17 protein-coding genes and 1 pseudogene are annotated in these 23,408 nt (G+C 69.5%); 14 read left to right on the forward strand and 4 right to left on the reverse strand.

Annotated elements, in window-relative coordinates:
- Positions 1–4: 4 nt before the first annotated feature.
- The 3 genes from ACFYTQ_RS09440 to ACFYTQ_RS09450 are packed head-to-tail and all read right to left on the reverse strand — an operon-like array spanning position 5 to position 3,785.
- Positions 5–1,882, reverse strand: a complete 1,878-nt coding sequence (locus tag ACFYTQ_RS09440) for a dipeptide ABC transporter ATP-binding protein (RefSeq protein WP_387358656.1) — start codon at positions 1,880–1,882, stop codon at positions 5–7.
- On the reverse strand, positions 1,879–2,811 hold the full coding sequence (locus ACFYTQ_RS09445) for an ABC transporter permease (RefSeq protein WP_387358658.1): 933 nt from the start codon (positions 2,809–2,811) through the stop codon (positions 1,879–1,881). The genes ACFYTQ_RS09440 and ACFYTQ_RS09445 overlap by 4 nt, the downstream gene beginning before the upstream one ends.
- The gene (locus ACFYTQ_RS09450) at positions 2,808–3,785 is read right to left on the reverse strand and encodes an ABC transporter permease (protein WP_387358660.1); all 978 of its coding nucleotides are present in this window, start codon (positions 3,783–3,785) and stop codon (positions 2,808–2,810) included. The genes ACFYTQ_RS09445 and ACFYTQ_RS09450 overlap by 4 nt, the downstream gene beginning before the upstream one ends.
- A 120-nt stretch (positions 3,786–3,905) precedes the next feature.
- Between ACFYTQ_RS09450 and ACFYTQ_RS09455 the strand changes: the two genes are divergently transcribed.
- On the forward strand, positions 3,906–4,748 hold the full coding sequence (locus ACFYTQ_RS09455; protein WP_387358662.1) for an HAD family hydrolase: 843 nt from the start codon (positions 3,906–3,908) through the stop codon (positions 4,746–4,748).
- A gap of 1 nt (position 4,749) precedes the next feature.
- Here ACFYTQ_RS09455 and ACFYTQ_RS09460 read toward each other — a convergent pair whose 3' ends face one another.
- Positions 4,750–6,471, reverse strand: a complete 1,722-nt coding sequence (locus tag ACFYTQ_RS09460) for an N-acetylmuramoyl-L-alanine amidase (RefSeq protein ID WP_387358664.1) — start codon at positions 6,469–6,471, stop codon at positions 4,750–4,752.
- Between the two features lie 197 nt (positions 6,472–6,668).
- On the opposite strand from ACFYTQ_RS09460, the gene ACFYTQ_RS09465 reads away from it, so the two are divergent.
- The 13 genes and pseudogenes from ACFYTQ_RS09465 to ACFYTQ_RS09525 all read left to right on the forward strand — a co-directional run.
- Positions 6,669–8,333 (forward strand): SpoIID/LytB domain-containing protein, encoded by a 1,665-nt coding sequence (locus ACFYTQ_RS09465; RefSeq protein ID WP_387358666.1) that lies wholly within the window; start codon positions 6,669–6,671, stop codon positions 8,331–8,333.
- A 63-nt stretch (positions 8,334–8,396) separates the two neighbouring features.
- Positions 8,397–9,602, forward strand: coding sequence for a UDP-galactopyranose mutase (gene glf / locus ACFYTQ_RS09470; protein ID WP_387358668.1), 1,206 nt, complete (start codon positions 8,397–8,399; stop codon positions 9,600–9,602).
- Entirely contained in the window at positions 9,599–11,518 is a 1,920-nt protein-coding gene (locus tag ACFYTQ_RS09475; protein WP_387358670.1) for a glycosyltransferase, read from the forward strand. Before glf ends, ACFYTQ_RS09475 begins: the two co-directional genes overlap by 4 nt.
- Positions 11,515–12,114 carry a phosphatase PAP2 family protein gene (locus ACFYTQ_RS09480; RefSeq protein ID WP_387358672.1) on the forward strand — a complete coding sequence of 200 codons (600 nt, stop codon included), beginning with the start codon at positions 11,515–11,517 and terminating at the stop codon, positions 12,112–12,114. Before ACFYTQ_RS09475 ends, ACFYTQ_RS09480 begins: the two co-directional genes overlap by 4 nt.
- Position 12,115: 1 nt before the next feature.
- Entirely contained in the window at positions 12,116–13,063 is a 948-nt protein-coding gene (locus tag ACFYTQ_RS09485; RefSeq protein WP_387358674.1) for a decaprenyl-phosphate phosphoribosyltransferase, read from the forward strand.
- Between the two features lie 4 nt (positions 13,064–13,067).
- Positions 13,068–15,014, forward strand: a complete 1,947-nt coding sequence (zomB, locus tag ACFYTQ_RS09490) for a flagellar motor control protein ZomB (RefSeq protein ID WP_387358676.1) — start codon at positions 13,068–13,070, stop codon at positions 15,012–15,014.
- A 212-nt stretch (positions 15,015–15,226) separates the two neighbouring features.
- The gene (locus ACFYTQ_RS09495) at positions 15,227–16,294 is read left to right on the forward strand and encodes an alpha/beta hydrolase (protein WP_387358678.1); all 1,068 of its coding nucleotides are present in this window, start codon (positions 15,227–15,229) and stop codon (positions 16,292–16,294) included.
- Positions 16,295–16,548: 254 nt separating this feature from the next.
- Entirely contained in the window at positions 16,549–17,607 is a 1,059-nt protein-coding gene (locus ACFYTQ_RS09500; protein WP_387358680.1) for an alpha/beta hydrolase, read from the forward strand.
- A gap of 612 nt (positions 17,608–18,219) precedes the next feature.
- Complete coding sequence (locus ACFYTQ_RS09505) at positions 18,220–19,131, forward strand: alpha/beta hydrolase (protein WP_387358682.1); 912 nt, start codon at positions 18,220–18,222, stop codon at positions 19,129–19,131.
- Between the two features lie 177 nt (positions 19,132–19,308).
- The gene (locus tag ACFYTQ_RS09510; protein WP_387359195.1) at positions 19,309–21,108 is read left to right on the forward strand and encodes an alpha/beta hydrolase-fold protein; all 1,800 of its coding nucleotides are present in this window, start codon (positions 19,309–19,311) and stop codon (positions 21,106–21,108) included.
- Between the two features lie 114 nt (positions 21,109–21,222).
- The gene (locus tag ACFYTQ_RS09515; RefSeq protein ID WP_387358684.1) at positions 21,223–21,744 is read left to right on the forward strand and encodes a DUF732 domain-containing protein; all 522 of its coding nucleotides are present in this window, start codon (positions 21,223–21,225) and stop codon (positions 21,742–21,744) included.
- On the forward strand, positions 21,741–22,727 hold the full coding sequence (locus ACFYTQ_RS09520; protein WP_387358686.1) for a cutinase family protein: 987 nt from the start codon (positions 21,741–21,743) through the stop codon (positions 22,725–22,727). The genes ACFYTQ_RS09515 and ACFYTQ_RS09520 overlap by 4 nt, the downstream gene beginning before the upstream one ends.
- Before the next feature lie 236 nt (positions 22,728–22,963).
- Positions 22,964–23,268 (forward strand): annotated as a pseudogene (locus ACFYTQ_RS09525) (hypothetical protein); the annotation flags it as partial.
- Between the last annotated feature and the right edge of the window lie 140 nt (positions 23,269–23,408).

Here is a 23,408-nt window from a genome sequence, read left to right on the forward strand (position 1 = left end):
TCTCCTAACGTGCGACGACCGGGACGGGGACCGCGTCGATGAGGGCGCGGGTGTACTCGTGCCGGGGATCGGCGAAAATCCGTTCCGCCGGGCCGGATTCGACGATCTTGCCGCGATACATCACGGCGATGTCGTGGGCCAGGTTCCGCACCACCGAGAGATCGTGCGAGACGAACAGATACGACAGCCCGCGCGCGGCCTGCAACTCGCGCAACAGGTTCAGCACGCCCGCCTGGATGGACACGTCCAGCGAGGACACCGGTTCGTCGAGGACGAGCAGTTCCGGATCCAGCGCGAGCGCGCGGGCGATGTTGATGCGCTGCTTCTGCCCGCCGGAGAAGTCGGCCGGATAGCGGTCGGCGTGTTCGGCGCGCAGGCCCACCTGCCGCAGCAGTTCCGGCACCCGGCGGCGGATCTCCTCGCGCGGGCGGCCGTCCACCCGCAGTGGTTCGGCCAGCGCGTCGAAGATCGGCAGGCGCGGATCCAGCGAACCCGACGGGTCCTGGAAGACGATCTGCAACTTGCGCCGGATCTCGCGGCGGCGGCCCTTGGTCAGCGTCGCCACATCGCTGCCCAGCACCTCGATGGTCCCGGCCTGCGGCGCGACCAGATCCATGATCTGGGTCAGCGTGGTCGACTTGCCCGAACCGGACTCGCCGACCAGCGCCAGGGTCCGCCCGGCCCGCAGCTCGAGGTCGATGCCGTCGACCGCGCGCACCTCGCCGGTGCGGCGGCGGAACACCACGCCCGAGGTGAGCGGGAAGGTCTTGGTCAGCCCCGAAACCCGCAGCACCACACGGTCTTCCGGGGCCGCGACGGATTCGGGCGCGGCCACCTCGCGCCGATAGGCGGCGAACAGGTCCGTGGTGCCGACCTCGCTGGTGCGGATGCACGCCGCGCGATGGCCGGGCGCGGTGTCCTGCAACGGCGGTTCCGCGGCGCGGCAGTCGTCGATCGACACCGGGCAGCGGGGCGCGAACGGGCACCCCGGCGGCAGCGCGTGCATGGCGGGCGGCGCCCCGGCGATCGGGATGAGCGGGGCGCGGGCCGGGCCGTCGATGCGCGGGATGGACCCGAGCAGCCCGACCGTGTACGGCATCCGGGGCTGGTTGAAAAGTTCCGCGGCCGCGGCGGTTTCGACGATCCGCCCGGCGTACATGACCGCGACCCGATCGGCGAGCGTGGCGGCGATGCCCATGTCGTGGGTGATCATCACCACGCCCGCGCCGGTGATGTCGCGGGCCTTGCGCAGCAGGCCGAGGATCTGCTTCTGCACGGTGACGTCCAGCGCGGTGGTCGGCTCGTCGCAGATGATCAGCTCGGGGTCGTTGGCGATGGCCATCGCGATCACCACGCGCTGGCGCATCCCCCCGGAGAACTCGTGCGGAAACGCCTTGGCGCGCAACGCCGGATCGGGGATGCCGACCAGATCCAGCAGTTCCACCGCGCGGGCCGCGGCCTGTTCGGCGCTCATCGTCCCGTGCGCGCGCAGCGCTTCCGCGATCTGATCGCCGATCCGGTACACCGGGGTCAGCGCCGAGAGCGGATCCTGGAACACCATGCTGATCCGGCTGCCGCGCCAGCGGGACAGCTGCCGGTCGCCCATGCCCAGCAACTCCTTGCCGCGCAGGCGGATCGAGCCGCGCACCCGGGCCTGTTCGGGCAGCAGGCCCATCACCGCGAGCGAGGACACCGACTTGCCGGAGCCGGATTCGCCGACGATGGCCAGCACCTCGCCGTCGCCCACCGAGTAGTTCACCCCGCGCACCGCGTCGATGCGGCCCTCCTCGGAGGGGAACGACACGTGCAGATCGGCGACCTCGAGCAGCGGCGCGGTCGTGGGACGCCGGGTCGTCTCGCTCGCCTCGCTGTGCTCGCTCACGCGTCCTCCCCGTTCTGCTTCGACCGCCGCGACCGGGCCCGCCGCGAACTCGGGTCGAAGGCGTCGCGCAGGCCGTCGCCGACCAGGTTGGCGCACAACACCGTCAGCACCAGCAGCCCACCGGCGAACAGGAACAACCACGGATAGGTCAGCGCGGATTTGGTGCCCGCGGCGATGAGCGTGCCCAGCGACACGTCCGGCGGCTGCACGCCGAAGCCGAGGAAGCTCAGCCCGGTCTCGGAGATGATCGCCGCGCCGACCGCGAGGGTGGTGTCGATGATCAGGATCGAGGCGATGTTGGGGATGATGTGGGTGGTGATGATCGTCCAGGTGGACGCGCCCATATACCGTGCGGCGCGGACGAATTCGCGGTCGCGCAGGCTCAGCGTCAGACCGCGCACCAGCCGCGCGCTGATCATCCAGCTGAACACCGCCAGCAGCACGATCAGCAGCAGGATCGAACCGCTGCCCTTGGTGCGCGGGGCGAAGATGGCCACGATGATGAAGCTGGGGACCACCAGCAGCAGATCCACCACCCACATGACGACCCGATCGGTCCAGCCGCCGAGCAGGCCCGCCACCGAACCGGCCAGGGCGGCGATGACGCTGGTGCAGATCGCCACGCTGAACCCGATCACCAGCGACTTCTGCAATCCGCGCAGGGTCTGCGCCAGCACGTCCTGCCCGATCTGATTGGTGCCGAACGGATGTTTCCCGCTGGGCGGTTTCAGCAGCGCGGTGTAGTCCAGCTGCTGATAGTCGTAGGGCAGCAGCGGCGGCAGCGCGAAGCTCAGGATCAGCATGAGCAGCAACACGATCAGGCTCACCACCGCGGGCTTGTTGCGAAGGAAGCGGCGCCACACCAGTTTCCGGCGGCCGGCCGCGACCGGCTCCGGCGCGCCCTGCGCGATGATCTCGGCCTCGCTCATGACACCCGCACCCGCGGATCGAGCAGCGCGTACACGATGTCGGACAGCAGGCCGCTGATCAGGATCACCAGGCCGGTGAACGCGGTCACCGTCGCCACCACGTAGAGGTCCTGGGCGTTGATGCCGTCCACCAGCCATTCGCCGACGCCGTGCCAGCCGAAGATCTTCTCGGTGAAGGCGGCGCCGGTGATGAGTCCGCCGAAGCTGTAGGCGAACAGCGTGGCCATCGGGATCAGCGCGGTGCGCAGACCGTGTTTGTAGAGCGCGCGGCCGCGGGTGAGGCCCTTGGCGCGGGCGGTGCGGATGAAATCGCTCTGGAGGACGTCGAGCATGGCGTTGCGCTGATATCGGCTGTAGGAGGCCATGGCGAAGAGGGCCAGGCCGAGGGTGGGGATCACCATGTGCTGGGCGCGGTCGACGATCTGGTTCCACAGCCCGTGCACCGCGTTGGCCGAGGTCTCCCCGGTGTAGAGGAAGATCTGCTGTCCGGTGGCCGAATTGATCTCCAGCGCACCGTATTTCAGCACGGTGGCGAGCAGGAACACCGGGGTGCTCAGGATCAGCAGCGAGACGATCGTGGTGAAGTAGTCGCTGAACCGGTACTGCCGGATCGCGCCCGCCGCGCCGATCAGCACGCCCAGCACGGTGCCCACGACCGAGCCGACGATCAGCAGCCGCAAACTCACCCCGACCCGGCGGCCCAGTTCCGCACTCACCGGCTGCCCCGCGAGCGTCTGCCCGAAGTCGCCGTGCGGCATGCCCGAGACCCAGGTCAGGTAGCGCCGCGGAATCGGTTCGTCCAGATGCAGTTCCGCGGCCTTGGCGTCGATCACCGATTGCGGGGGGCGCGGATTGCGTTGCTGGAGGCTGTCCAGGGGCCGAAAGGTCAACGACGCCAGGCTGAACGTCAGGAACGTCGCCAGCACCAGCAGCACGACATAGTTCAGCGCACGTCGTAGCAGAAAGCCGGTCATCGGTCCCCTCGCGTCGGTTACTAGCCCCTGATCATAGGGACAGTCGGGCTCCTGGGCGTGTCATGCGGCCATCGTTTCCAGGGACAGGGACCATGTCGTGCGGTCATCATTTCCGGCAGGATGGAATGGGTGACTCGTCTGCACCTGTCGAAACCGAAGATGGTGGCCACCGACGTCGACGGCACGCTGATCGACGAACGAGAGATCGTGACCCCGCGCACGCGGGCCGCGGTGGCCGCGCTGGTCGCCGACGGGGTGCCGTTCGTCCTCGCCACCGGTCGGCCGCCGCGCTGGATCGCGCCCGTGGTCGACGGCCTCGGCCACGCGCCGCTCAGCGTCTGCGGCAACGGCGCGGTCGTCTACGACAGCGCCGCCGACCGCATCCTGCACAGCACCACCCTCGACGTGGAGAGCCTGGCCTGGATCGCGGATCTGGCCGAACGGCTGCTGCCGGGCTGCGGGCTGGCCGCCGAACGCGTCGGCGCCACCGCGCACGACGCCGCGACACCGCAGTTCGTGAGTTCGCCCGAATACGAACACGCGTGGCTCAATCCCGACGACACCCGGGTGGCCCGGCGCGAGGTGGTCGCCGCCCCGGCCATCAAGATGCTCATCCGGCTGCGCGGCGCGACCAGCGGCGATATGCGCGCGGCGCTGGAACCGCAGCTGCGCGGGCGGGCCGACATCACGTATTCGACCGACAACGGCCTGATCGAGGTGTCCGCGCCGGGCATCACCAAGGCGGCCGGCCTGACCCTGGTCGCCGAGCGGCTCGGCATCGAACCCGCGGCCGTGGTCGCGTTCGGGGACATGCCCAACGACGTGCCGATGCTGCGCATGGCCGGACACGGCGTGGCGATGGCCAACGCGCACGCCGAGGCCCGGGCCGCCGCCGACGAGATCACCGCCTCCAACTCCGCCGACGGCGTGGCCCGGGTCCTCGAACGCTGGTGGGCGGCCTGAGCTACGGCCCGGACGTCAGCACCGTGGACACCGCGCCCGTGGCCGCGTCGAGAATCAGTGCGCCGTACTGGAATTCGGCTCGCAGGCCCTCGGGCACCGGATATGCCGCACGGGTCGGCAGGCCCAGCACGCCGTTCTCCGCGCCGAGCTGGACGAAGCGTTCCAGGATGCGGCCGAGCACCTCGGTCACGGTCCCGTCGGGCGTGGCGTAGACGTAGCCGTTGGCGAATCGCACGTATTGGCCGCCGTCGCGGGTCGCGATCGGCTCGGACGTCGCCGCGCCCAGGGGACCGTTCGGACCGCCCTGTGCCGCATAGTGTTTCGCGATCACATTGCGGTCGAGCAGGTCGAGGATGCGGGTGGTGAGCGCGGCCGCGGCGGCGGCGTCGGAGCGATCCTGTTGCGGCGGTGCGGTTTTCGCGGTCCGGGCGTCGACGCGTACGTCGTTGGTCGGCGGCGGGCCCGCCGCGGCGGCGGCCAGATCGCGGATGCGGTCCATCAGCGCGTAGGCCGCGTCGCCGGGGCAGGTCGTGCTGCCCACGTCGCGGTGCGCGAACACGATCGGCAGATCCACCGCCGCGCCCTGGGGGTACGGGGTGTACTCGGTGCCCTCGGAGTACATGGTGGTGTGGCCCTTGGGATCCAGGCCGCCCACCCGGGCCCGCCAGCCGATGAACTTCCCGACCGCGTCGAGGGCCGCGTCGGTGGGCGGTTCGGTCTGGAAGTCGCCCATGATGGCCACGCCCGCGGTGTTCTCGTTGAAGCCGCCCGCGTGCGCGCCCTGCACCGGGCGGTCCAGGCCGCCGAAGCGGCCCTCGAACACCTGCCCGTACTTGTCGACCAGCGCGTTGTAGCCGATATCGCACCAGCCCAGCGTCTTCGCGTGATACGCGTAGATGGCCCGCACGATGCCCGCGGACTCCTCGGGGCTGTAGTCGTTGCGGCCCGCGGTGTGGTGCACGGTGATGCCGCCGAGGAAGTCGTCGTAGGTCGGATCCTCGCAGCGCAGCGATTCGTCCGCGCCCCACTGCGCGCGGCTGATCACCTTCGGGCCGCCGCCGGGCAGCGGGGCGGCCACCGCGGTCAGATCGCGGTCCACGGCGGCGCGGCCCGGATCGATCAGGACCGCGGCCAGATCCTCGGCGGCCAGCTGGGCCGGATCGTCGGTGCGGGGGGCCGGGACGGCGGCCGGGCGGGCGACCATCACCTGTACGGCCTTGGTCTCGCCCACGAAGATCGGTTCGGTGCCGGTCTTCGCGGCGCTCGCGTGGTCGTCGCCGCGGGTCTCGACGGGTTCGGTGTCGAACCAGGGACCCCAGCCGCCGTCCGCCTTGCCCGCGCGGACCAGGGCCCGGGTGCCCGCGAGCCGTTTCGCGGTGAGCGCGACCATGCTGAACGGGGTGTCGCGGCGCAGTTCCTTGATCTCCGGCGGGGGCGCGGCGGGCGCGTCGGGGGTGTTGCGCGCGGCGACGAAGGCGGGCCCGCCGGGCGCGGATCCGGCGGGGGCCGCGGGCAGTTCGGGCGTGGGCACGACGGCGTCGGGAGCGGAGGCCAGGGCCACCTCGGACAGTTGCGTGGCGATCGCGGTGGAGTTGCTGTCGGTGGCCGATCGGAACTCCGGTGGGTCCGGCAGGATGAGCGTCGCCAGCGGCGCGGCCACGGCAAGGGTCGTGACGACCGGGAGTAGGAACGAGCGTTTCGGTCTGCGGTACGGCACGAGCATCTCCCATTCGGTTGAACCGGGCGACCGTCAGCGGTGATGCATGGTTGATTCCTGACGAGTCAACGGTCACACTAGTCTCAATCGTCACAAAGCTAAAGCTTTGGTCGAGGCTGAGGCTATGGGTAGCTGAAATGTAACTTTTCGATAGCCGTTTCGCGGGGAGGACATGCCGTCCCGCGCTGTTCCGGGGAGTCCGCATGGCACCATCGACCGCACTACGGGAGGGCCGACTACGCCGGAGCCGTCGTCGTCGCGCCCGCGTCGCGATCGGGCTGGGCGCGGTCGCGCTGACCGGCGGCGTCCTCGCCGTCACCTGGTGCGCCCGGCCCGCCGATCCGGGCTATCGCCCGCTCGCGGGCAACGGGCACGGCCGGGGCATGAGCCAGTTCGGCGCGCTGGACCGGGCCGCCGCGGGCGACGACGCGCGGACCATCCTGCTGGCCTACTACCCGGGCGCCACCCTGGCCACGATCGCGCCCACCACCGTGCGCGTGCGGCTGACCGGCTACGACGACGAGCCGCTGGACGTGTACTCCGACAGCGGGCTCGAGGTCGCGGGCCGCCGGGTGGTGCCCGGGCAGGCCGCCCACCTCACGCCCACCCCCGACGGCGGCGCCCACGTCACCGTGACGCTGGGCTGCGCGGGCGACCAGGTGTGGGAGGGCGATACCGACGACCCCTGGGCGTACCCGATCGATCCGGGCGCGGACCGGCCCGCGGCCGAACACCTGAAGGTCTGCGACGGCGCGACCTTCCGCGGCGCGCTCGGCGTGGCGCTCGAGAACGGCGCGCCCCGCACGATCGACGAACTCGACACCGAGGACTACCTGCTCGGCGTCGTCCCGGCCGAGATGCAGGCCAACTGGGCCGACCGCGGCGGGGCCGAGGCGCTGCGCGCCCAGGCGATCGCCGCCCGCTCCTACGCCCTGGCCGAACACCGCTATCCCTACGCCCAGACCTGCGACACCACCGACTGCCAGCGATACCCCGGCACCGAGAAGGAGGACCCGCGCGCCGCCGAGGCCGTCCACGCCACGGCCGGGCAGGTCCTGTTGCGCGACGGGCACATCCTGCGCACCGAGTACTCCGCGGCCCCCGGCGGCGGCCAGCCCATCGATATCGGCACCCTCGACATCGGCCCGGCCCCCGCCGAACTCGCCCCGCCCGCCCCCGCCCCGCAGCCCGACCCCGCCCAGCCGCCCGTGTCCGCGCGCACGGCCCGCCCGCCCACCGACTCACCGATCGACGTGAAGTACGCCCAGACCGGCGGCCCCACCGGCCCTCTCGGCGACCCGCTCGGCCCGGAGACCTCGCTCCCCGGCCGAATCGGCACCTTCCGCCTCTTCCGCGGCGGCGTCATCATCGCCACCCCCGAACTCGGCCCCCGCGTGGTCGATCTCGCCACCCTCCTGCGCATGGCCCCGAACGCGGTCCCCATCGCCACCCCGCCTCACCCGACCCCGGACCCGCCCCCCGCGAATCCATCTCGCCCGGCCTCGGATTCGACCCCCGCGAATCCATCTCGCCCGGCCTCGGATTCGGCCCCCGCGAATCCATCTCACCCCGCCTCGGATTCGGCTCCCGCGAACCCGCCTCGCCCGGCCTCCGACTCGACCCCCGCGAACCCGCCTCGCGCGGCCTCGGATTCGGCCCCCGTGAATCCGTCTCGCCCGGCTTCGGATTCGGTGCCCGCGAATCCGCCTCGAGTGGCCTCGGATTCGGTGCCCGCGAATCCGCCTCGCCCAGGCCCGGAGTCGGCACCCGCCGAGCCGCCTCATCCGGCGTCGGATTCGGCCCCCGCCGCCGCTCCACCTCGCCCGGCCCCGGACGCCGGGGCCGCTGTCACCCCGCCGGTGCGGTGAGGCGGCGGGGGAGTCCGCTACTCGCCCCGGACGGCGGCGCGTCTTCGGATACGCTGGGCACCCGTGACCGTCGCATCCCCCTTCGATCTCGTCGTCGTCGGCTCCGGCTTCTTCGGGCTGACCATCGCAGAACGCACCGCCACCCTGCTCGGCAAGCGGGTCCTGGTCATCGAGCGCCGCCACCATCTGGGCGGCAACGCGTATTCGGAGGCGGATCCCGAAACCGGTATCGAGGTGCACAAATACGGGGCGCACCTGTTCCACACGTCGAACAAGCGGGTCTGGGACTACGTCAACCAGTTCACCGAGTTCACCGGGTACCAGCACCGCGTGTTCGCGATGCACAAGGGACAGGCCTACCAGTTCCCCATGGGCCTCGGCCTGATCTCGCAGTTCTTCGGCCGCTACTTCACCCCGGACGAGGCGCGCGCGCTCATCGCCGAGCAGTCCGCGGAGATCGAGACCAAGGACGCGGCCAACCTCGAGGAGAAGGCCGTCTCGCTGGTGGGCCGCCCGCTGTACGAGGCGTTCATCCGGGACTACACCGCCAAACAGTGGCAGACCGATCCGAAGGAACTGCCCGCCGGGATCATCACCCGCCTGCCGGTCCGCTACACCTTCGACAACCGCTACTTCAACGACACCTACGAGGGCCTGCCCCGCGAGGGCTACACCGCGTGGCTGTCGAAGATGGCCGAATCCGAGCGCATCGAGGTCCGGCTGAACACCGACTGGTTCGAGGTGCGCGACGAGATCCGCGCTCAGAACCCGGACGCCCCGGTGATCTACACCGGCCCGCTGGACCGCTACTTCGACTACGCCGAGGGCGAATTGGGTTGGCGCACCATAGATTTCGAGACCGAGGTGCTGCCCACCGGTGACTTCCAGGGCACCTCGGTGATGAACTACAACGACGCGGACGTGCCCTACACCCGCATCATCGAACCCCGGCACTTCCACCCCGAACGCGACTGGTACCCGAACGACAAGACGGTCATCCAGCGCGAGTACTCGCGTTCGGCCCAGACCGGCGACGAGCCCTACTATCCGATCAACACCCCGGAGGACCGCGCCAAACTGCTGGCCTACCGCGAACGCGCCAAGGCCGAGACCACCTCGGCGAAGGTGCTGTTCGGCGGCCGCCTGGGCACCTACAAGTATCTCGACATGCACATGGCCATCGGCAGCGCGCTGAGCATGTTCGACAACGTGCTCCGCCCGCATCTGGAATCCGGTGCGCCGCTGGTCGATCGGGACGACAACGAATGACGACGGCGACCTTGGAAGAGACGACGATCGAAACCCGCGCGAAATCCCTGCTGCAACGGATCATCCTGCCCCGCCCGGGCGAACCCCTGGACGTGCGCACCCTCTATCTGGAGGAGTCGCCGACCAACGCCCGCCGCGCGCACGCCACCTCCCGCACCTCGCTGTCCATCGGCGCGGAGTCGGAGGTCTCGTTCTGCACCTACTTCAACGCGGTGCCCGCCTCGTACTGGCGGCGCTGGACCATCCTGACCTCGGTCGTGCTGCGGCTCGAGCTGACCGGGCACGGCCGGGTGGACGTGTACCGGTCCAAGGCCGACGGATCGCGAATCCACGTGCGCGGCAACGAGTTCACCGACGGTGAGGTGAGCTTCGAGGTCGACCTGGCCCCGTTCGAGGACGGCGGCTGGATCTGGTTCGACATCACCACCGACACCGCGGTCGAACTGCGCGGCGGCGGATGGTACGCGCCGATCGAGGCGCCCGGGGAGGGCAGCATCGCGGTCGGCATGCCGACCTTCAACCGCCCCACCGATTGCGTGAAAACCCTTGCGGCCCTGGGCTCGGACCCGTTGGTGCTGGAGAAGATCAAGGCCGTGATCATCCCCGATCAGGGCAACCGCAAGGCCCGCGACGAACCCGGGTTCGCCGAGGCGGCGGCCGTGCTCGGCGACCGGCTGGCCATCCACGACCAGCCCAATCTCGGCGGCTCCGGCGGTTACAGCCGGGTCATGTACGAGGCGCTGAAGACCACCGACGCGCAGTACATCGTCTACATGGACGACGACATCGAGATCGAGCCGGACTGCATCCTGCGCGCGCTGGCCTTTGCGCGGTTCAGCCGCACGCCCACCCTCGTCGGCGGACAGATGCTCAATCTCCAGGAGCGGTCGCATCTGCACACCATGGGCGAGGTCGTCGACCGCGGCATCTGGATGTGGACCGCCGCGCCGAACGTCGAATACGACCACGACTTCTCCAAATACCCGCTGCGCGACCGGGACAACTCCAAACTGCTGCACCGGCGCATCGACGTCGACTTCAACGGCTGGTGGACCTGCGTCATCCCGCGCGCGGTCGCCGAGGAGATCGGCCAGCCGCTGCCGCTGTTCCTCAAGTGGGACGACGTCGAATACGGTCTGCGCGCCAAGGAAGCCGGCTATCCGACCGTCACCCTGCCGGGCGCGGCCGTGTGGCACATGGCCTGGAGCGACAAGGACGACGCCATCGACTGGCAGGCGTACTTCCACCTGCGCAACCGGCTCGTGGTCGCGGCCCTGCATCTGCCCAACGACGGCCGCCCGATGGTCGTGAACACGATCAAGGCGACGCTGAAACACCTGCTCTGCCTGGAGTATTCGACGGTCGCCATCCAGAACCAGGCGATCCGCGACTTCCTCGCGGGCCCGGAACGGCTGTTCGCGCTGCTGCCGACCGCGCTGGGTTCGGTCGCCGCCATGCGCAAGGACTTCCCCGACGCGGTGATCGTGCCGTCCTCGACCGAACTGCCGCTGCCCAGCGGCGCCGACGTGGGCGCGGTCGGCGAACCGGCCAATCCGATCGCGAAGGTCGTCCGGCTGGCCAAGGGCGTGGCGCACAACCTGCGCCCGGCCAAGACCGAACACCACGAGCGCCCGCAGCTCAACGTGCCCACGCTCGACGCGCGCTGGTTCCTGCTGTCCCAGGTCGACGGCGTCACGGTGACGACGGCCGACGGCCGCGGCGTGGTGTACCGCAAACGCGATCCGCGCCAGGCGTTGGCGTTGTTCAAGGAAGCCCTGCGGTTGCGCCGGGAACTGGCCGCCAGGTTCGGCGAGGTCCGCGCGCAGTATCGTGCCGCACATCCGTATCTGACCAGCACTGCCGCCTGGGAGAATGCCTTCGGCATCCACCCGGCGTCCGGAAGCGAGGGGAAATGACCGCCACCGCAGCGGAATCCGCCGACGCCCCGCGGTTGCGCGTGGTGCCGGAACCCGCGGCGCCCGCGCCCGCGGAGGTCAAGATCATCAACGCGGTGCAGGGCACGCTCGGGCGCGATCCGCGAATCGTCAAGGCGGCGCGCGGTTTGTCGCACTTCGGCGAGCACGCGCTGGGCTGGCTCGCGATCGGCGCGGCGGGCGCGGTGGTCGACAAGTCCCGTCGACGGCAATGGGCCGGGGTCGCCGTGGGCGCGTTCGGCGCGCACGCGGCATCGGTCGTCATCAAGCGCGTCGTCCGCCGACCCCGCCCGAACGATCCGTCGGTGCAGGTCAACGTGTCGACGCCGAGCAAGTTGAGCTTCCCGTCCTCGCACGCCACCTCCACGACGGCAGCGGCGGTGTTGCTCGGCAGGCTGACCGGGCTACCCTTGCCTGCGGTGCTCGTGCCGCCCATGCTGCTCTCTCGGGTCGTTCTCGGGGTGCACTACCCCTCCGACGTGCTCGCCGGATCGGCGCTGGGCGCCGCGTCCGCAGCCGCGGTGCTAGCCGCCGAGAAGAGATTCACCAGTGACCGCACAGGAAAGAACCCTCGTTGATATGAGTGAAGAGCCGACCAGCGTCGACCTGGACGAGGCTGTCATCAAGGGTCCGCCGAAGACTCTGGTCGGCGGCCTGGTCAAGGCCGTGCGCCCCCGCCAATGGGTGAAGAACGTCCTGGTGCTGGCCGCACCGCTGGCGGCGGGCAAGATCCCGGGCACCGACACCTACGCGATCGCGGACCTGAGCCGCGACCTGCACATCGGCATCGCGTTCGTGGTGTTCTGCATGGCGGCCTCGGGCATCTACCTCGTCAACGACGCGCTCGACGTCGAGGCCGACCGGGCGCATCCCACCAAGCGGTTCCGGCCGATCGCCGCGGGCGTGGTCCCGGTGAATCTGGCCTATTCGCTGTCGGTGGTGCTGCTCATCGGTTCGATCCTGATCTCGTTCGTGGCCGCGTGGCAGCTGGCGGCGGTGATGGCGGTCTACATCGGCATCCAGCTGGCCTACTGCTTCGGGCTCAAGCATCAGGCCGTGCTCGACATCTGTATCGTGTCCTCGGGTTTCCTGTTGCGCGCGGTGGCGGGCGGCGCGGCCGCCAATATCCATCTGTCGCAATGGTTCCTGTTGATCATGGCCTTCGGCTCGCTGTTCATGGCCGCGGGCAAGCGCTACGCGGAGTTGAAGATCGCGCTCGACACCGGCGCGAAGATCCGTAAGTCGTTGCAGTACTACACGCCCACCTATCTGCGGTTCATCTGGACCCTGTCGGCCACCGCGGTGGTCGTGTTCTACGGGCTGTGGGCGTTCGAAACCGATCACAAGAACAATCAGTGGTTCGCGATCTCGATGATTCCGTTCACGGTCGCGATCCTGCGTTACGCGGTCGACGTCGACGGCGGCGAGGCCGGTGAACCCGAAGAGATCGCGCTGGGGGACCGCATCCTGCAGCTCCTGGCCATAGCCTGGATCGGAGCGGTAGGTGTCGCTGTCTACCTCACCTGACGAGATGGTGGTAGCGGGTAACAAGCACGAGGACGCCCCCACGACGGCCCTACCGGTCGGCGCCGCGCTGCGCCGGGCCCTGGCCGAGCGGCGGCCCTCGCTGCTGTCCCGCGCCACCTTCGTCGGTGGGGTGACCCTGACCGTGGTGCTGTTCGGCATCGGCTCGTGGCAGCGGCGGTGGATCGCCGACGACGGGCTGATCGTGCTGCGCACGGTGCGAAACCTGTTGGCGGGCAATGGCCCCGTCTTCAACGCGGGCGAGCGGGTGGAGACCAACACCAGCGCGGCGTGGACCTACGTCATCTGGTTCTTCGGCTGGCTCACCCACGCCCGGCTCGAATACGTGAGTCTGGCCGTGGCGCTGGCACTCTCGCTGCTGGCGATCGTGTTCGCCATGCTCGGCTCGGCGCGGCTGTGGGGTGGGGCGCGCGCCGGACGGCTGCTGGTGCCCGCGGGCGCGCTGGTCTACATCGCGGTGCCCCCGGCCCGCGACTACGCCACCTCCGGACTGGAGAACTGCCTGGTCATCTTCTGGCTGGGCGTGCTGTGGTGGGGTTTGATCCGCTGGAGCCAGGCCGAGAAGGTCCGGCTGCCAGGGCTTTTCGGGCTGGTGTTCTGGGCCGGGCTGTGCTGGGTGATCCGGCCGGAGATGACCATCCTCGGCGGACTGGCCCTGCTGCTGATCTTCTGCGCGCCGATGCCGCGAACCCGCTTGGCGCCCCTCGTGATTCGCGCCCTGATCGTCGTCGTCGCCGGGCTGGTTCCGGTCGGCTATCAGATCTGGCGGATGGGCTACTACGGGCTGCCCTATCCGAACACCGCCGTCGCCAAGGAGGCGGGCGGCGCGAAATGGGCGCAGGGCTTCACGTATCTGTGGGATCTGGTGGGGCCGTACTACCTGTGGGTGCCGCTGTTGTTGCTCGTGGTCGCGACCGCGGTCCTGCTGCGGGCCGGGCGCGAGCGCGACGCGGTGAGTGAGCCGGGGGAGCGCCCCCGGTGGTGGTCGCGCCGGGATCGGCTGCGGTCCCCGGCGGCCGTGGTGACCCTGCTGCTCGTCGGCGGGGTGCTGCTGGTGGCGTTCAATCTGCGGGTCGGCGGCGACTTCATGCACGGGCGGATGTTGCTGCCGCAGTTGTTCATCCTGCTGCTGCCGGTGTCGGTGCTGCCCATCCGGCTGCCCGCCCGCGGCGCGTCCCGGCGGCAGGCGCTGCTGGTGGCCGTGCCGCTCGCGGCCTGGGTGATCGCGGTGGGCTGGGCGCTGGTCGCGGCGAACACCACCGCGACCAACGCCGGTTCCTCGATCAGCGCGTCCGGCATCGTCGACGAGCGGGTCTACTACGTGCTCAACAGCGGGCACGATCATCCGGTTCTGGCCGAGGACTATCTGGACTATCCGCGGATGCGGGCCATGGTCCGCGATATCGCGCAGACCCCCGACGGCGGCCTGCTGCTGAACTCGCCGTCGTTCATGATGTGGTACGTCGCCCCGCCGCCGCTGCCGATACCCGACGGGGGGGCCGGGCATACGGTCTACTTCCTGAATCTGGGCATGACGAGTATGAACGTCCCGTTGAGTGTCAGGGTGATCGATCAAGAGGGCTTGGCATATCCGCTGGCCGCGCACACCGACCGGCTCGCCGACGGCCGCATCGGGCACGACAAGAACCTCTACCCCGACTGGGTGCTCGTGGACACCGGCATGGTCGACCGGCATCCGTGGATGCCGTGGTTCCTGGACGAGAAATGGGTCACACAGGCCCGGACCGCACTGAGCTGCCCGGAGACGCAGGATCTGCTGGCCTCCTCGCGGGCGCCGCTGACGCGGGACCGCTTCCGCCATAATGTGATCCAGTCCCTGCACTTCGCCAAGTACCGTATCGACCGGGTGCCGAAATACGAGATCCAGCGGTGTCACCTGGTCGATCCGACCGCCCCGGTGGCTCCGAATTAGTGGTGCTAGCTCGAGTTTTTCGCCACTTTGTCTCGGTTTGGTAACGCCGCGCCGGAGTGGACACGATAAGCTCCGGTGAGTACGTCCGTCGGGGGCGCGTGTCGGCATGCTGCGCATGCGGGTATGTGGTGCATGTGGATACGCCACGGGGCGATCGAATCTGCAATTGACGCGGCCGACCCCGGCCGCACAAGGGAAAGGCCGAACAGAATATGCGAGGCGTGACTGTGCGAGGGGCGCAGACCAGACGTCGGGCCGGCTGGCTGAAGCGGTCGGTGCTCGGAATGGCGGTGGCGACGCTGGTGCCCTTCGGAGCCTCCGTCGCCGCGACGGGCACCGCATCGGCGGCATTCGACCCGTCGGGCACCGACTTCTGGGTGGACTCCCCGGTCATGGGCCCGATCAAGTCGCGGATCTTCCGCGCCGCGGACGGCAACACCGACCGGGTCGTCTACGTGCTCGACGGCATGCGGGCCACCGAGGACATCAGTGGCTGGGAGCACGAGACCAATGTCGCCGCCGGTCTGGCCGCGGCCAATATCAACGTGGTGATGCCGGTCGGCGGGCAGTCCAGCTTCTACGCCAACTGGAACGCGGCGAGCTCGTTCTTCGGCCTGCCGCCGCTCACCGGCTCGTCCTCGGGTTCGGCCTCCGGTTCGGGCGCCACCCAGGTGCTGGCCGCGGGTCCCGGTAAGAGCTACCGCTACGACTGGGAGACGTTCCTGACCAGCGACCTGCGCAACGCGTTGCAGTCGCGGCTCGGGTTCAACCCCCACCGCAACGGCGTGTTCGGCCTGTCCATGGGCGGCAGCGCCGCGCTGACGCTGGCGGCCTACCACCCCGACCAGTTCAGCTACGCGGGTTCCTACTCCGGTTACCTGAACGTCTCCGCGCCCGGTATGCGCGAGGCGCTGCGCATCGCCATGATCGACGCGGGCGGCTACAACATCGACTCGATGGCGCCGCCGTGGGGTCCGAACTGGCTGCGCATGGACCCGTTCGTCTTCGCCCCGCGCCTGCGCGACAACGGCACCCGGCTGTGGATCTCCGCCGGTAGCGGTCTCCCCGGCCCGACCGACGGCCCCAACTTCAACACCCTGAACGCGATGGGCCTCGAGGCCCTGGCCCTGGCCAACACCCGCGCCTTCCAGGTCCGGATGGCCACCCTGGGCGCCAACAACGTCACCTACGACTTCCCCAACGTCGGCGTGCACAACTGGCGCTACTGGGAGAGCGAGGTCTACCGCATGCTCCCGGACCTGTCCGCCAACATCGGCTGACCGGGAGCTCCCTCTCTCGCGCCCAGTCCGCGGCCCCAGGGCCGCGGACTGGGCTTTCTCATCTGCACCCCACGTCCAAGATCACTTTTCGGTTTTATTCCGCGCCGCCTCCCGGCGAACCAACCGGTCATCCGCAATACTTCAGCGGAAGCAGTAACCCGCGGTACAGCCAGGCAGTACATCATTCGGTTCTCCCGGATCGAGCGACTGGTCGTGCGAGGTCCACCCGGTCGCCGTGCGAAAGGTCGTGAGCGATGCGAGGTGCGCGGAACAAGCCCCGTCGGCAAGGTGCGTGGGTGCGGCGGATCGTCCTGGCGACGGCGGTGCTGCTCGCCCTGCCGGTCGCGGTCGGCGCGGTTCCCGCGCGGGCGGCGTTCAACCCCGCGGCCTTCGACTTCTGGGTCGACTCCCCGGTCATGGGCCCGATCAAGACCCGCGTCCTGCGCGCCGCCGACGGCAACACCGATCGTGTCGCGTACGTCCTCGACGGCATGCGGGCCACCGAGGACATCAGCGGCTGGGAGCACGAGACGAATGTGGCCGAGGTGCTGGCCTCGTGGAACATCAACGCGGTCATGCCGATCGGCGGCCAGTCCAGCTTCTACGCCGACTGGAACGCCCCCAGTTCCTATTTCGGCGTCAGCTCGCCCGGCTTCGGATCGGTCACGGGATCCGGTGCGACGGAGACGTTCCTGGCCGGACCGGGCAAGAGTTACCGCTACGACTGGGAGACCTTCCTGACCGTCCAACTGCGCGACGCGTTGCGCGATCGGCTCGGCTTCCGCGCCGACCGCAACGGCGTATTCGGGCTGTCGATGGGCGGTAGCGCGGCGTTGACGCTGGCGGCCTATCACCCCGATCAATTCAGCTTCGCGGGTTCGTTCTCGGGTTATCTCAATATCTCCGCCCCCGGTATGCGCGAGGCCATTCGGGTCGCGATGATCGATGCCGGTGGCTACAACGTGGATTCGATGGCGCCGCCGTGGGGTCCGGCCTGGTTGCGCATGGACCCGTTCGTTTTCGCGCCCCGGTTGATTGCCAACGGCACCCGATTGTGGATCGCCGCGGGCAGCGGCGTGCCCTCGCCGGAGGATCTGGCGCTGCCCCCGCTCGCCGCGGCCGACCATATCGTGCGGGGCGCGCCCCTGGAGACGTTGGCGCTGGCCAATACCCGTTCCTTCCAGGTGCGCATGCTCAGCCTCGGTGCGCAGAACGTGGTCTACTCGTTCCCGGACGTGGGCGTGCACGACTGGTTCAACTGGCAGGCCGAGGCGTATCGGATGATTCCGGATATGTCGGCGAATATCGGCTGATTCGGGCGGTTTCGGGTACCGGTCGTGTATTCGCGTGCATTCCTTCGCATTTCGGGCATCGAGTGTGTTCGGTATTTCCGGAAATTCGGGATGCGTTGGCACGAGCGACATATCGAACCGGGGCGCGCCAAATGGTGTGCGGGACAATAGCTGTGACCCGGACCCCGAGGGCCGGACTCGCGGCCGGTTCGGGGCGTCCGCACGCCCTCGGCGGCGGTCACGCGGAGTCGGGCGGGAGATTCCGGGTTCGCGCGACATCACTGCCGGAACGCGATAGGGTCACCGCACGATTACGGGAGGTGCACGGGCGGATTTCGGTCACAAGGATCAACCCATCTTGCTAACGATTGGACCGTCGCATATCGTCCAGCGAGCGCAAGTGTGACCAGTTCGTAGACGCGCCGTCGCTCACATCGGAAGGTCGGGATCCGAGGTGGGCGCCAGCTACAACAGCAGACTTACAGCAGCAGAAAGTGAGCAGTATCAATGCGTTTCGGCAGGTCCGCCGCGCCGGAGGGAGTCCAGTCAGGACGGCGAAATGCACAGCTCGGTTGGCGCGCACGGCTTCTGGCGGTGGGGGCGGCCGCTCTGGCCCTCCCGATCGCGGCGGGGATGGCGACACCGACGGTCGCGCTGGCCGCTCCGGTCGGCGCCCCGGTGCATCGCAGCCCGGCAGGCGGCTACGACGAGCTGATGGTGCCCTCCTCCATGGGCCCGGTGAAGGTTCAGGTCCAGTGGGCCCGTAACGGCGGTAACGCCGCCGTGCTGCTGCTCGACGGTCTGCGCGCCCGCGACGACCGCAACGCGTGGTCGTTCGAGACCAACGCGCAGGGCATGTTCGGCAACGACGACGTCACCCTGGTCATGCCGGTGGGCGGTCAGTCCAGCTGGTACGCCGACTGGCAGGCCCCCAGCAACACCAACGGCCAGAAGTTCACCTACAAGTGGGAGACGTTCCTCACCAAGGAACTGCCCGACTTCCTGTCCAACTACGGCGTCTCGCCCACCAACTACGCGGTGGCGGGCCTGTCGATGAGCGGTCCGGCCGCGCTGCGGCTGGCGGCGTTCCACCGGGATCAGTTCAAGTACGCGGCCTCGTTCTCGGGCCCGCTGAACTGGAACGCCCCCGGCATGCGCGAGGCGATCCGCGTGATGATGCTCGACGCGGGCCGGTTCAACGTCGACTCGATGGCCGCGCCGTGGAGCCCGCAGTGGCTGCGCTCGGATCCGATGGTCTTCGCGCCGCAGCTGCGCAACCTGCCGATGTTCATCTCCTCGGCCAACGGCCTGCCCGGCCAGTACGATCACCCGAACTCCCCGGTGGGCGTGTTCAACACCGCCAATGCCATGGGCATCGAGGCGATCTCGTTCATCAGCACCAAGTCGTTCCAGTCGCGGCTCGCGTCGCTGGGCATCCCCGCCCAGTACGACTACCCGTCGGCCGGTACGCACTCCTGGAAGTACTGGGAGGACGAGCTGGGCAAGGCTCGTCCGGGCATGCTCGCGGCGCTGAACGCGGGCTGATAGCCACAATCCGGTCGAAAGGCACTGTCCCACGCGGGGCAGTGCCTTTTCGTTATCTTCCCGCTACCGCGCGCCTTACCCTCTTGACCCCGCTCCGCGCGGTACAAACCTCTTGTGCCTGGTGAGTTATCGAAGAGAGCGGAGAACCCGCGCCGCGGGCGATTTGCTGGCAGGAGGCTGGCCGCGATCGCGGCGGCGATCGTATTGCCATGGGCGGCAGGGCTTTCCGCCCCCGCGACCGCGCAGCCGGTGGTCCGGCCCGTCGCGGTCGCGGGGGCGACCGTGCAGCGGGCGGTCTGGCTGACCGATCGCCGGGTCTCGCTGTGGATCGACTCGCCGAGCATGGCGGGCGCGCCGATCCAGGTGCAGCTGCTGCTGGCCCGGGACTGGAATCTGCGCCCCGACGCGCGGTTTCCGGTGATGTTCATGCTCGACGGCCTGCGCGCCCAGGACGACGAGAGCGGCTGGACCAAGGACGCCGGGGCCGGCGACTTCTACGCCGACAAGAACGTCACCGTGGTGCTGCCGATCGGCGGCCAGTCCAGCTTCTACTCCGACTGGGTGCAGCCGGACAACGGCAAGAACTACAAGTGGGAGACCTTCCTCACCAAGGAGCTGCCCCCGCTGCTGGAGAGCCAGTGGCGGGCCACGGATGTGCGTGGCGTGACCGGCCTTTCGATGGGCGGGACGGCCGCGATGTTCCTGGCCGGGCGCAATCCGGGCTGGGTGCGCTACGCCGCCTCGTATTCGGGGATGCTGACCACCACCACGCTCGGGATGCCGCAGGCCATCATGTTCGCCATGCGCGACGCGGGCGGGTTCGACGCCGACGCCATGTGGGGTCCGCCGACGAGTCCGGAGTGGGAGGCGCACGACCCCTACGCGCTGGCCGACAAGTTGAAGGGGGTGAGCCTGTACGTGTCGGCGGGCAGCGGTACCACGGGCACCCACGACCGGCCCTCCGACATCCCGGGCGTCAGCACCAACTACGCCGGGATGGGCCTCGAGATCCTCGCCCGGCTCACCAGTCAGAACTTCGTGGACAAGCTGAACAAGCTGTCGATCCCGGTGACCGTGAACTTCCGTCCGTCCGGGACGCATTCGTGGCCGTACTGGGATTTCGAGATGCGTCAGGCGTGGCCGCAGGCCGCGGGCGCGCTCGGGGTCGAGGCGGACGCGCCGCCGTGTCACGCGGGCGGGGCGATCGACGCTGTGGCCCAGGGCAATTCGTGGCTGGGTCCGTGCGTCACCGACGAGTACCCGGTGGCGGGCGGGGTCGCCCAGGACTTCCACGGCGGGCGGGTGCTGTGGTCGGCGGGCACGGGCGCGCATCCGGTGGGCGGCATGATCGGCGGCGCCTTCACCGCGGCGACCGGCGCGGTGGGCCTGCCCACCGACGACGAGCACGGCCTGCCCGACGGGCGCGGGCGCTATCAGACCTTCCAGGACGGTTCGGTGTACTTCACGCCGCAGACGGGCGCGCAGGTGGTCCGGGGCGCGATCCTCGCGGCCTGGGGGCGGGAGGGGTACGAGCGCGGGCCCGGCGGTTACCCGACCGGGCCGGAGCAGCGCACCCCGCAGCGCGACGGCGTGGTCCAGGGCTTCGAGAACGGGCCGATCTACTTCAGCGCCACCACGGGCGCGCATCGGGTGCAGGGGATGATCCTCGGCAAGTACGCGCAACTGGGGTTCGAGAACAGTCAACTCGGCTTCCCGGTGGAGGACGAACTGCCCCTGCGCGACGGCGGTAGTTACTCCCGATTCGAGGGCGGCAACATCTATTTCAGCCCCCTGTCCGGCGCCTGGGCCGTGCGCGCCGGCCCGATCATGGACGCCTGGGCCCAGCAGGGCTACGAGAACGGCCGCCTCGGCTATCCGATCAGCGACGAGTTCGCCGTCCCCGGCGGCGTCCAGCAGAACTTCCAGACCGGCTTCGTCGTGATCACCGACGGCAGGCCCGAGATCCACGGCCTGTGAGAGCCGTTGTGAGAGGTATCTGAGGTTTTCGGTCGCCGTGCCCCCGATACGGGGGTAACGGCTAGCCTGGACGCGACCGCTGACCCCTTGTGAACAGATCGAGGATACGAATACATGCTTCGGACCCGTGGAAAGGTGACCGGTGCGCTCGTGGCGTTCGCGGCCGCCGGTTTGCTCGCCGCCTGCGGAAACAACGACTCGACGGCGTCGAGCACGCCCACGCTGAAGACCTCGACCGCCGCCGCCCCGACCACCACGCTGCCCTCGGTGGTGATCCCCCCGAGCGACGCGCCCAGCTCGGAGCAGGCCCCGCCGACGAGTTCGGCGCTGGAGCGGCCCGAGCCGGTCACGCCCTCGCCCGGACCCACCGAGACCGGACCGGTGTCGAGTAAGGATCAGGCGTTCCTGGACGAGCTGCGCAAGCGCGGCGTCAGCCCGGCCAGCCCGGACATCGCGCTCACCGCGGCCAACTATGTGTGCCAGGGCAAGGCGGGCGGCGCGTCGGATCAGGAGATCGCGACCTACGTCAACGCCATGGCCGGTTCCGATCCCGGCTTCGACCCGCAGAAGATGACGGTCGAGCAGGCGGGCCGGATCTACATGGACGCGGCCAACGCGACCTACTGCAACAAGTGACCTACCAACCGACGGGACGTCCGGGCGGCGGTCACCGTCGCCGCCCGGGTTGCCTGCTGCTGCTCGGCGTCCTCGCCGCGGTCGTGGTCCTGGTGCTGCTGCTGTGGTATCTGCTGGCCGGGCTGCTGCATCTGCCCAAGCCCAAGCCGCCGGAACCGCGTCCACCCGCCACCCAGCCCGCGAGCTGCCCGGACGTGCTGATGGTGGCCGTCCCGGGCACCTGGGAGTCGGCCAGCGGGGACGACCCCTACCACCCGAGCGCCAATCCGAACTCGCTGATGCTGGGCGTCACCAACCCGGTGCGCGCGCGGTTCCCCGAGGGCCGCCTCGAGGTCTGGACCGTCCCCTACGTCGCGCAGTTCTCCAATCCGATCGCGATCCCGCCGGACGGCCAGCAGTCCTACAACAACAGCCGCTCCGAGGGCACCCGCAAGGCGACCGACAAGCTGGCCGCGACCGCGAAGGACTGCCCGCTGACCAGCTATGTGATCGCCGGTTTCTCCCAGGGCGCGGTCATCGCCGGGGATGTCGCGGCGCAGATCGGCGCGGGCAAGGGTCCGGTCGCCGCGGACAAGGTGCTGGGCGTGACCCTGATCGCCGACGGCCGCCGCGACAGCGGGCCGGGTCAGGCGACGGTGATCGGCGCGAATCCACCGGGCGTCGGGGCCGAGGTGGCCCTGCGCGGGCTGACCGTCCCGGGCATCACCATGACCGGACCCCGGCCCGAGGGCTTCGGCGCGCTCGCCGACCGCACCTTCACCATGTGCGCGCCGGGCGATCTGATCTGCGACGCTCCCCGGCAGGCGCTCAATCCGGTCAACATCATTCCGAGCCTGACCACCCTGGTCCGCTCGGTCGGCAGCCCGGTGCACGCGCTCTACGCCTCGTACCAGGTGGACGACAGCGGCACCACCGCACCCGGGTGGACCGCGGACTGGGCCATCGGATTGATCGACAAGGCTCCCCATCCCGCACATTCGTGATCCCGCACATTCATGATTCGAAGGGACCACGCGGTTTCTTCCATAGGCTGTAAAGTGCTGCGATGATCGCGACGCCGGAGCCGGTCCCCCCGGGGCCGGACCGGCGTCGCAGCGATTTTCCGCACGTCCAGGAGCAGGAGTCCATGTCACAGGCCGCCGCACCCGCGCCGGGTACGCCACCGCGGCCGATCCGCCGGGCGGCGGGACGGGACGTCCGGGTCCTGGGCGTCAAGGGGACCATCGAGAAAGTGCGACTGATCAAGGAGGCGGCCGGTGATCGTTTTGCCGACATCGAGCTGAACCGGACCGGCGACGACATTCCGACCTCGCCCCCTGTGGCGATCGGCACATTCGAGGAGATCGCGGAGCCCGTCCGTAACGTGCGCGCGCCGACCTCGATGTCCTATGGCGGAGTGTTTCCGATCAGATGGATGCGTTCGCGCCGGTCATCCCGATATCGCGGGAGGGACAGCCGCAGGATGTGTTCGCCGCGCTCCGGAGACCGCTCCTGGGCCTGCTCTGTAACATGTCCCTGGTTTGAGTACATCTAGCCGATAGGCGGTCACCGCGCAGACCGCCGAAAAAGCTGCAGGCATGCTCTTGCACCACAGAGCGCCCGCGGGCGATAGCGAGTCGGGGCCTCACAGGTAACAGCGGCCATGACGCCGTGCTGCGTGTGCC

Origin of the sequence: Nocardia sp. NPDC004068 (assembly GCF_042874315.1) — a bacterium.
GTDB lineage: Bacteria > Actinomycetota > Actinomycetes > Mycobacteriales > Mycobacteriaceae > Nocardia.

Excerpts from the sequence above, each read along its gene's own strand:
- ACFYTQ_RS09505 (WP_387358682.1), top strand. The coding sequence starts at position 18,220 with ATGGCGACACCGACGGTCGCGCTGGCCGCTCCGGTCGGCGCCCCGGTG.
- ACFYTQ_RS09500 (WP_387358680.1), top strand. The coding sequence starts at position 16,549 with ATGCGAGGTGCGCGGAACAAGCCCCGTCGGCAAGGTGCGTGGGTGCGG.
- ACFYTQ_RS09460 (WP_387358664.1), bottom strand. The coding sequence starts at position 6,471 with ATGCTCGTGCCGTACCGCAGACCGAAACGCTCGTTCCTACTCCCGGTC.
- ACFYTQ_RS09445 (WP_387358658.1), bottom strand. The coding sequence starts at position 2,811 with ATGAGCGAGGCCGAGATCATCGCGCAGGGCGCGCCGGAGCCGGTCGCG.
- ACFYTQ_RS09515 (WP_387358684.1), top strand. The coding sequence starts at position 21,223 with ATGCTTCGGACCCGTGGAAAGGTGACCGGTGCGCTCGTGGCGTTCGCG.
- ACFYTQ_RS09485 (WP_387358674.1), top strand. The coding sequence starts at position 12,116 with ATGAGTGAAGAGCCGACCAGCGTCGACCTGGACGAGGCTGTCATCAAG.
- ACFYTQ_RS09480 (WP_387358672.1), top strand. The coding sequence starts at position 11,515 with ATGACCGCCACCGCAGCGGAATCCGCCGACGCCCCGCGGTTGCGCGTG.
- ACFYTQ_RS09465 (WP_387358666.1), top strand. The coding sequence starts at position 6,669 with ATGGCACCATCGACCGCACTACGGGAGGGCCGACTACGCCGGAGCCGT.
- ACFYTQ_RS09475 (WP_387358670.1), top strand. The coding sequence starts at position 9,599 with ATGACGACGGCGACCTTGGAAGAGACGACGATCGAAACCCGCGCGAAA.
- zomB (WP_387358676.1), top strand. The coding sequence starts at position 13,068 with ATGGTGGTAGCGGGTAACAAGCACGAGGACGCCCCCACGACGGCCCTA.
- ACFYTQ_RS09495 (WP_387358678.1), top strand. The coding sequence starts at position 15,227 with ATGCGAGGCGTGACTGTGCGAGGGGCGCAGACCAGACGTCGGGCCGGC.
- ACFYTQ_RS09450 (WP_387358660.1), bottom strand. The coding sequence starts at position 3,785 with ATGACCGGCTTTCTGCTACGACGTGCGCTGAACTATGTCGTGCTGCTG.
- ACFYTQ_RS09455 (WP_387358662.1), top strand. The coding sequence starts at position 3,906 with ATGGAATGGGTGACTCGTCTGCACCTGTCGAAACCGAAGATGGTGGCC.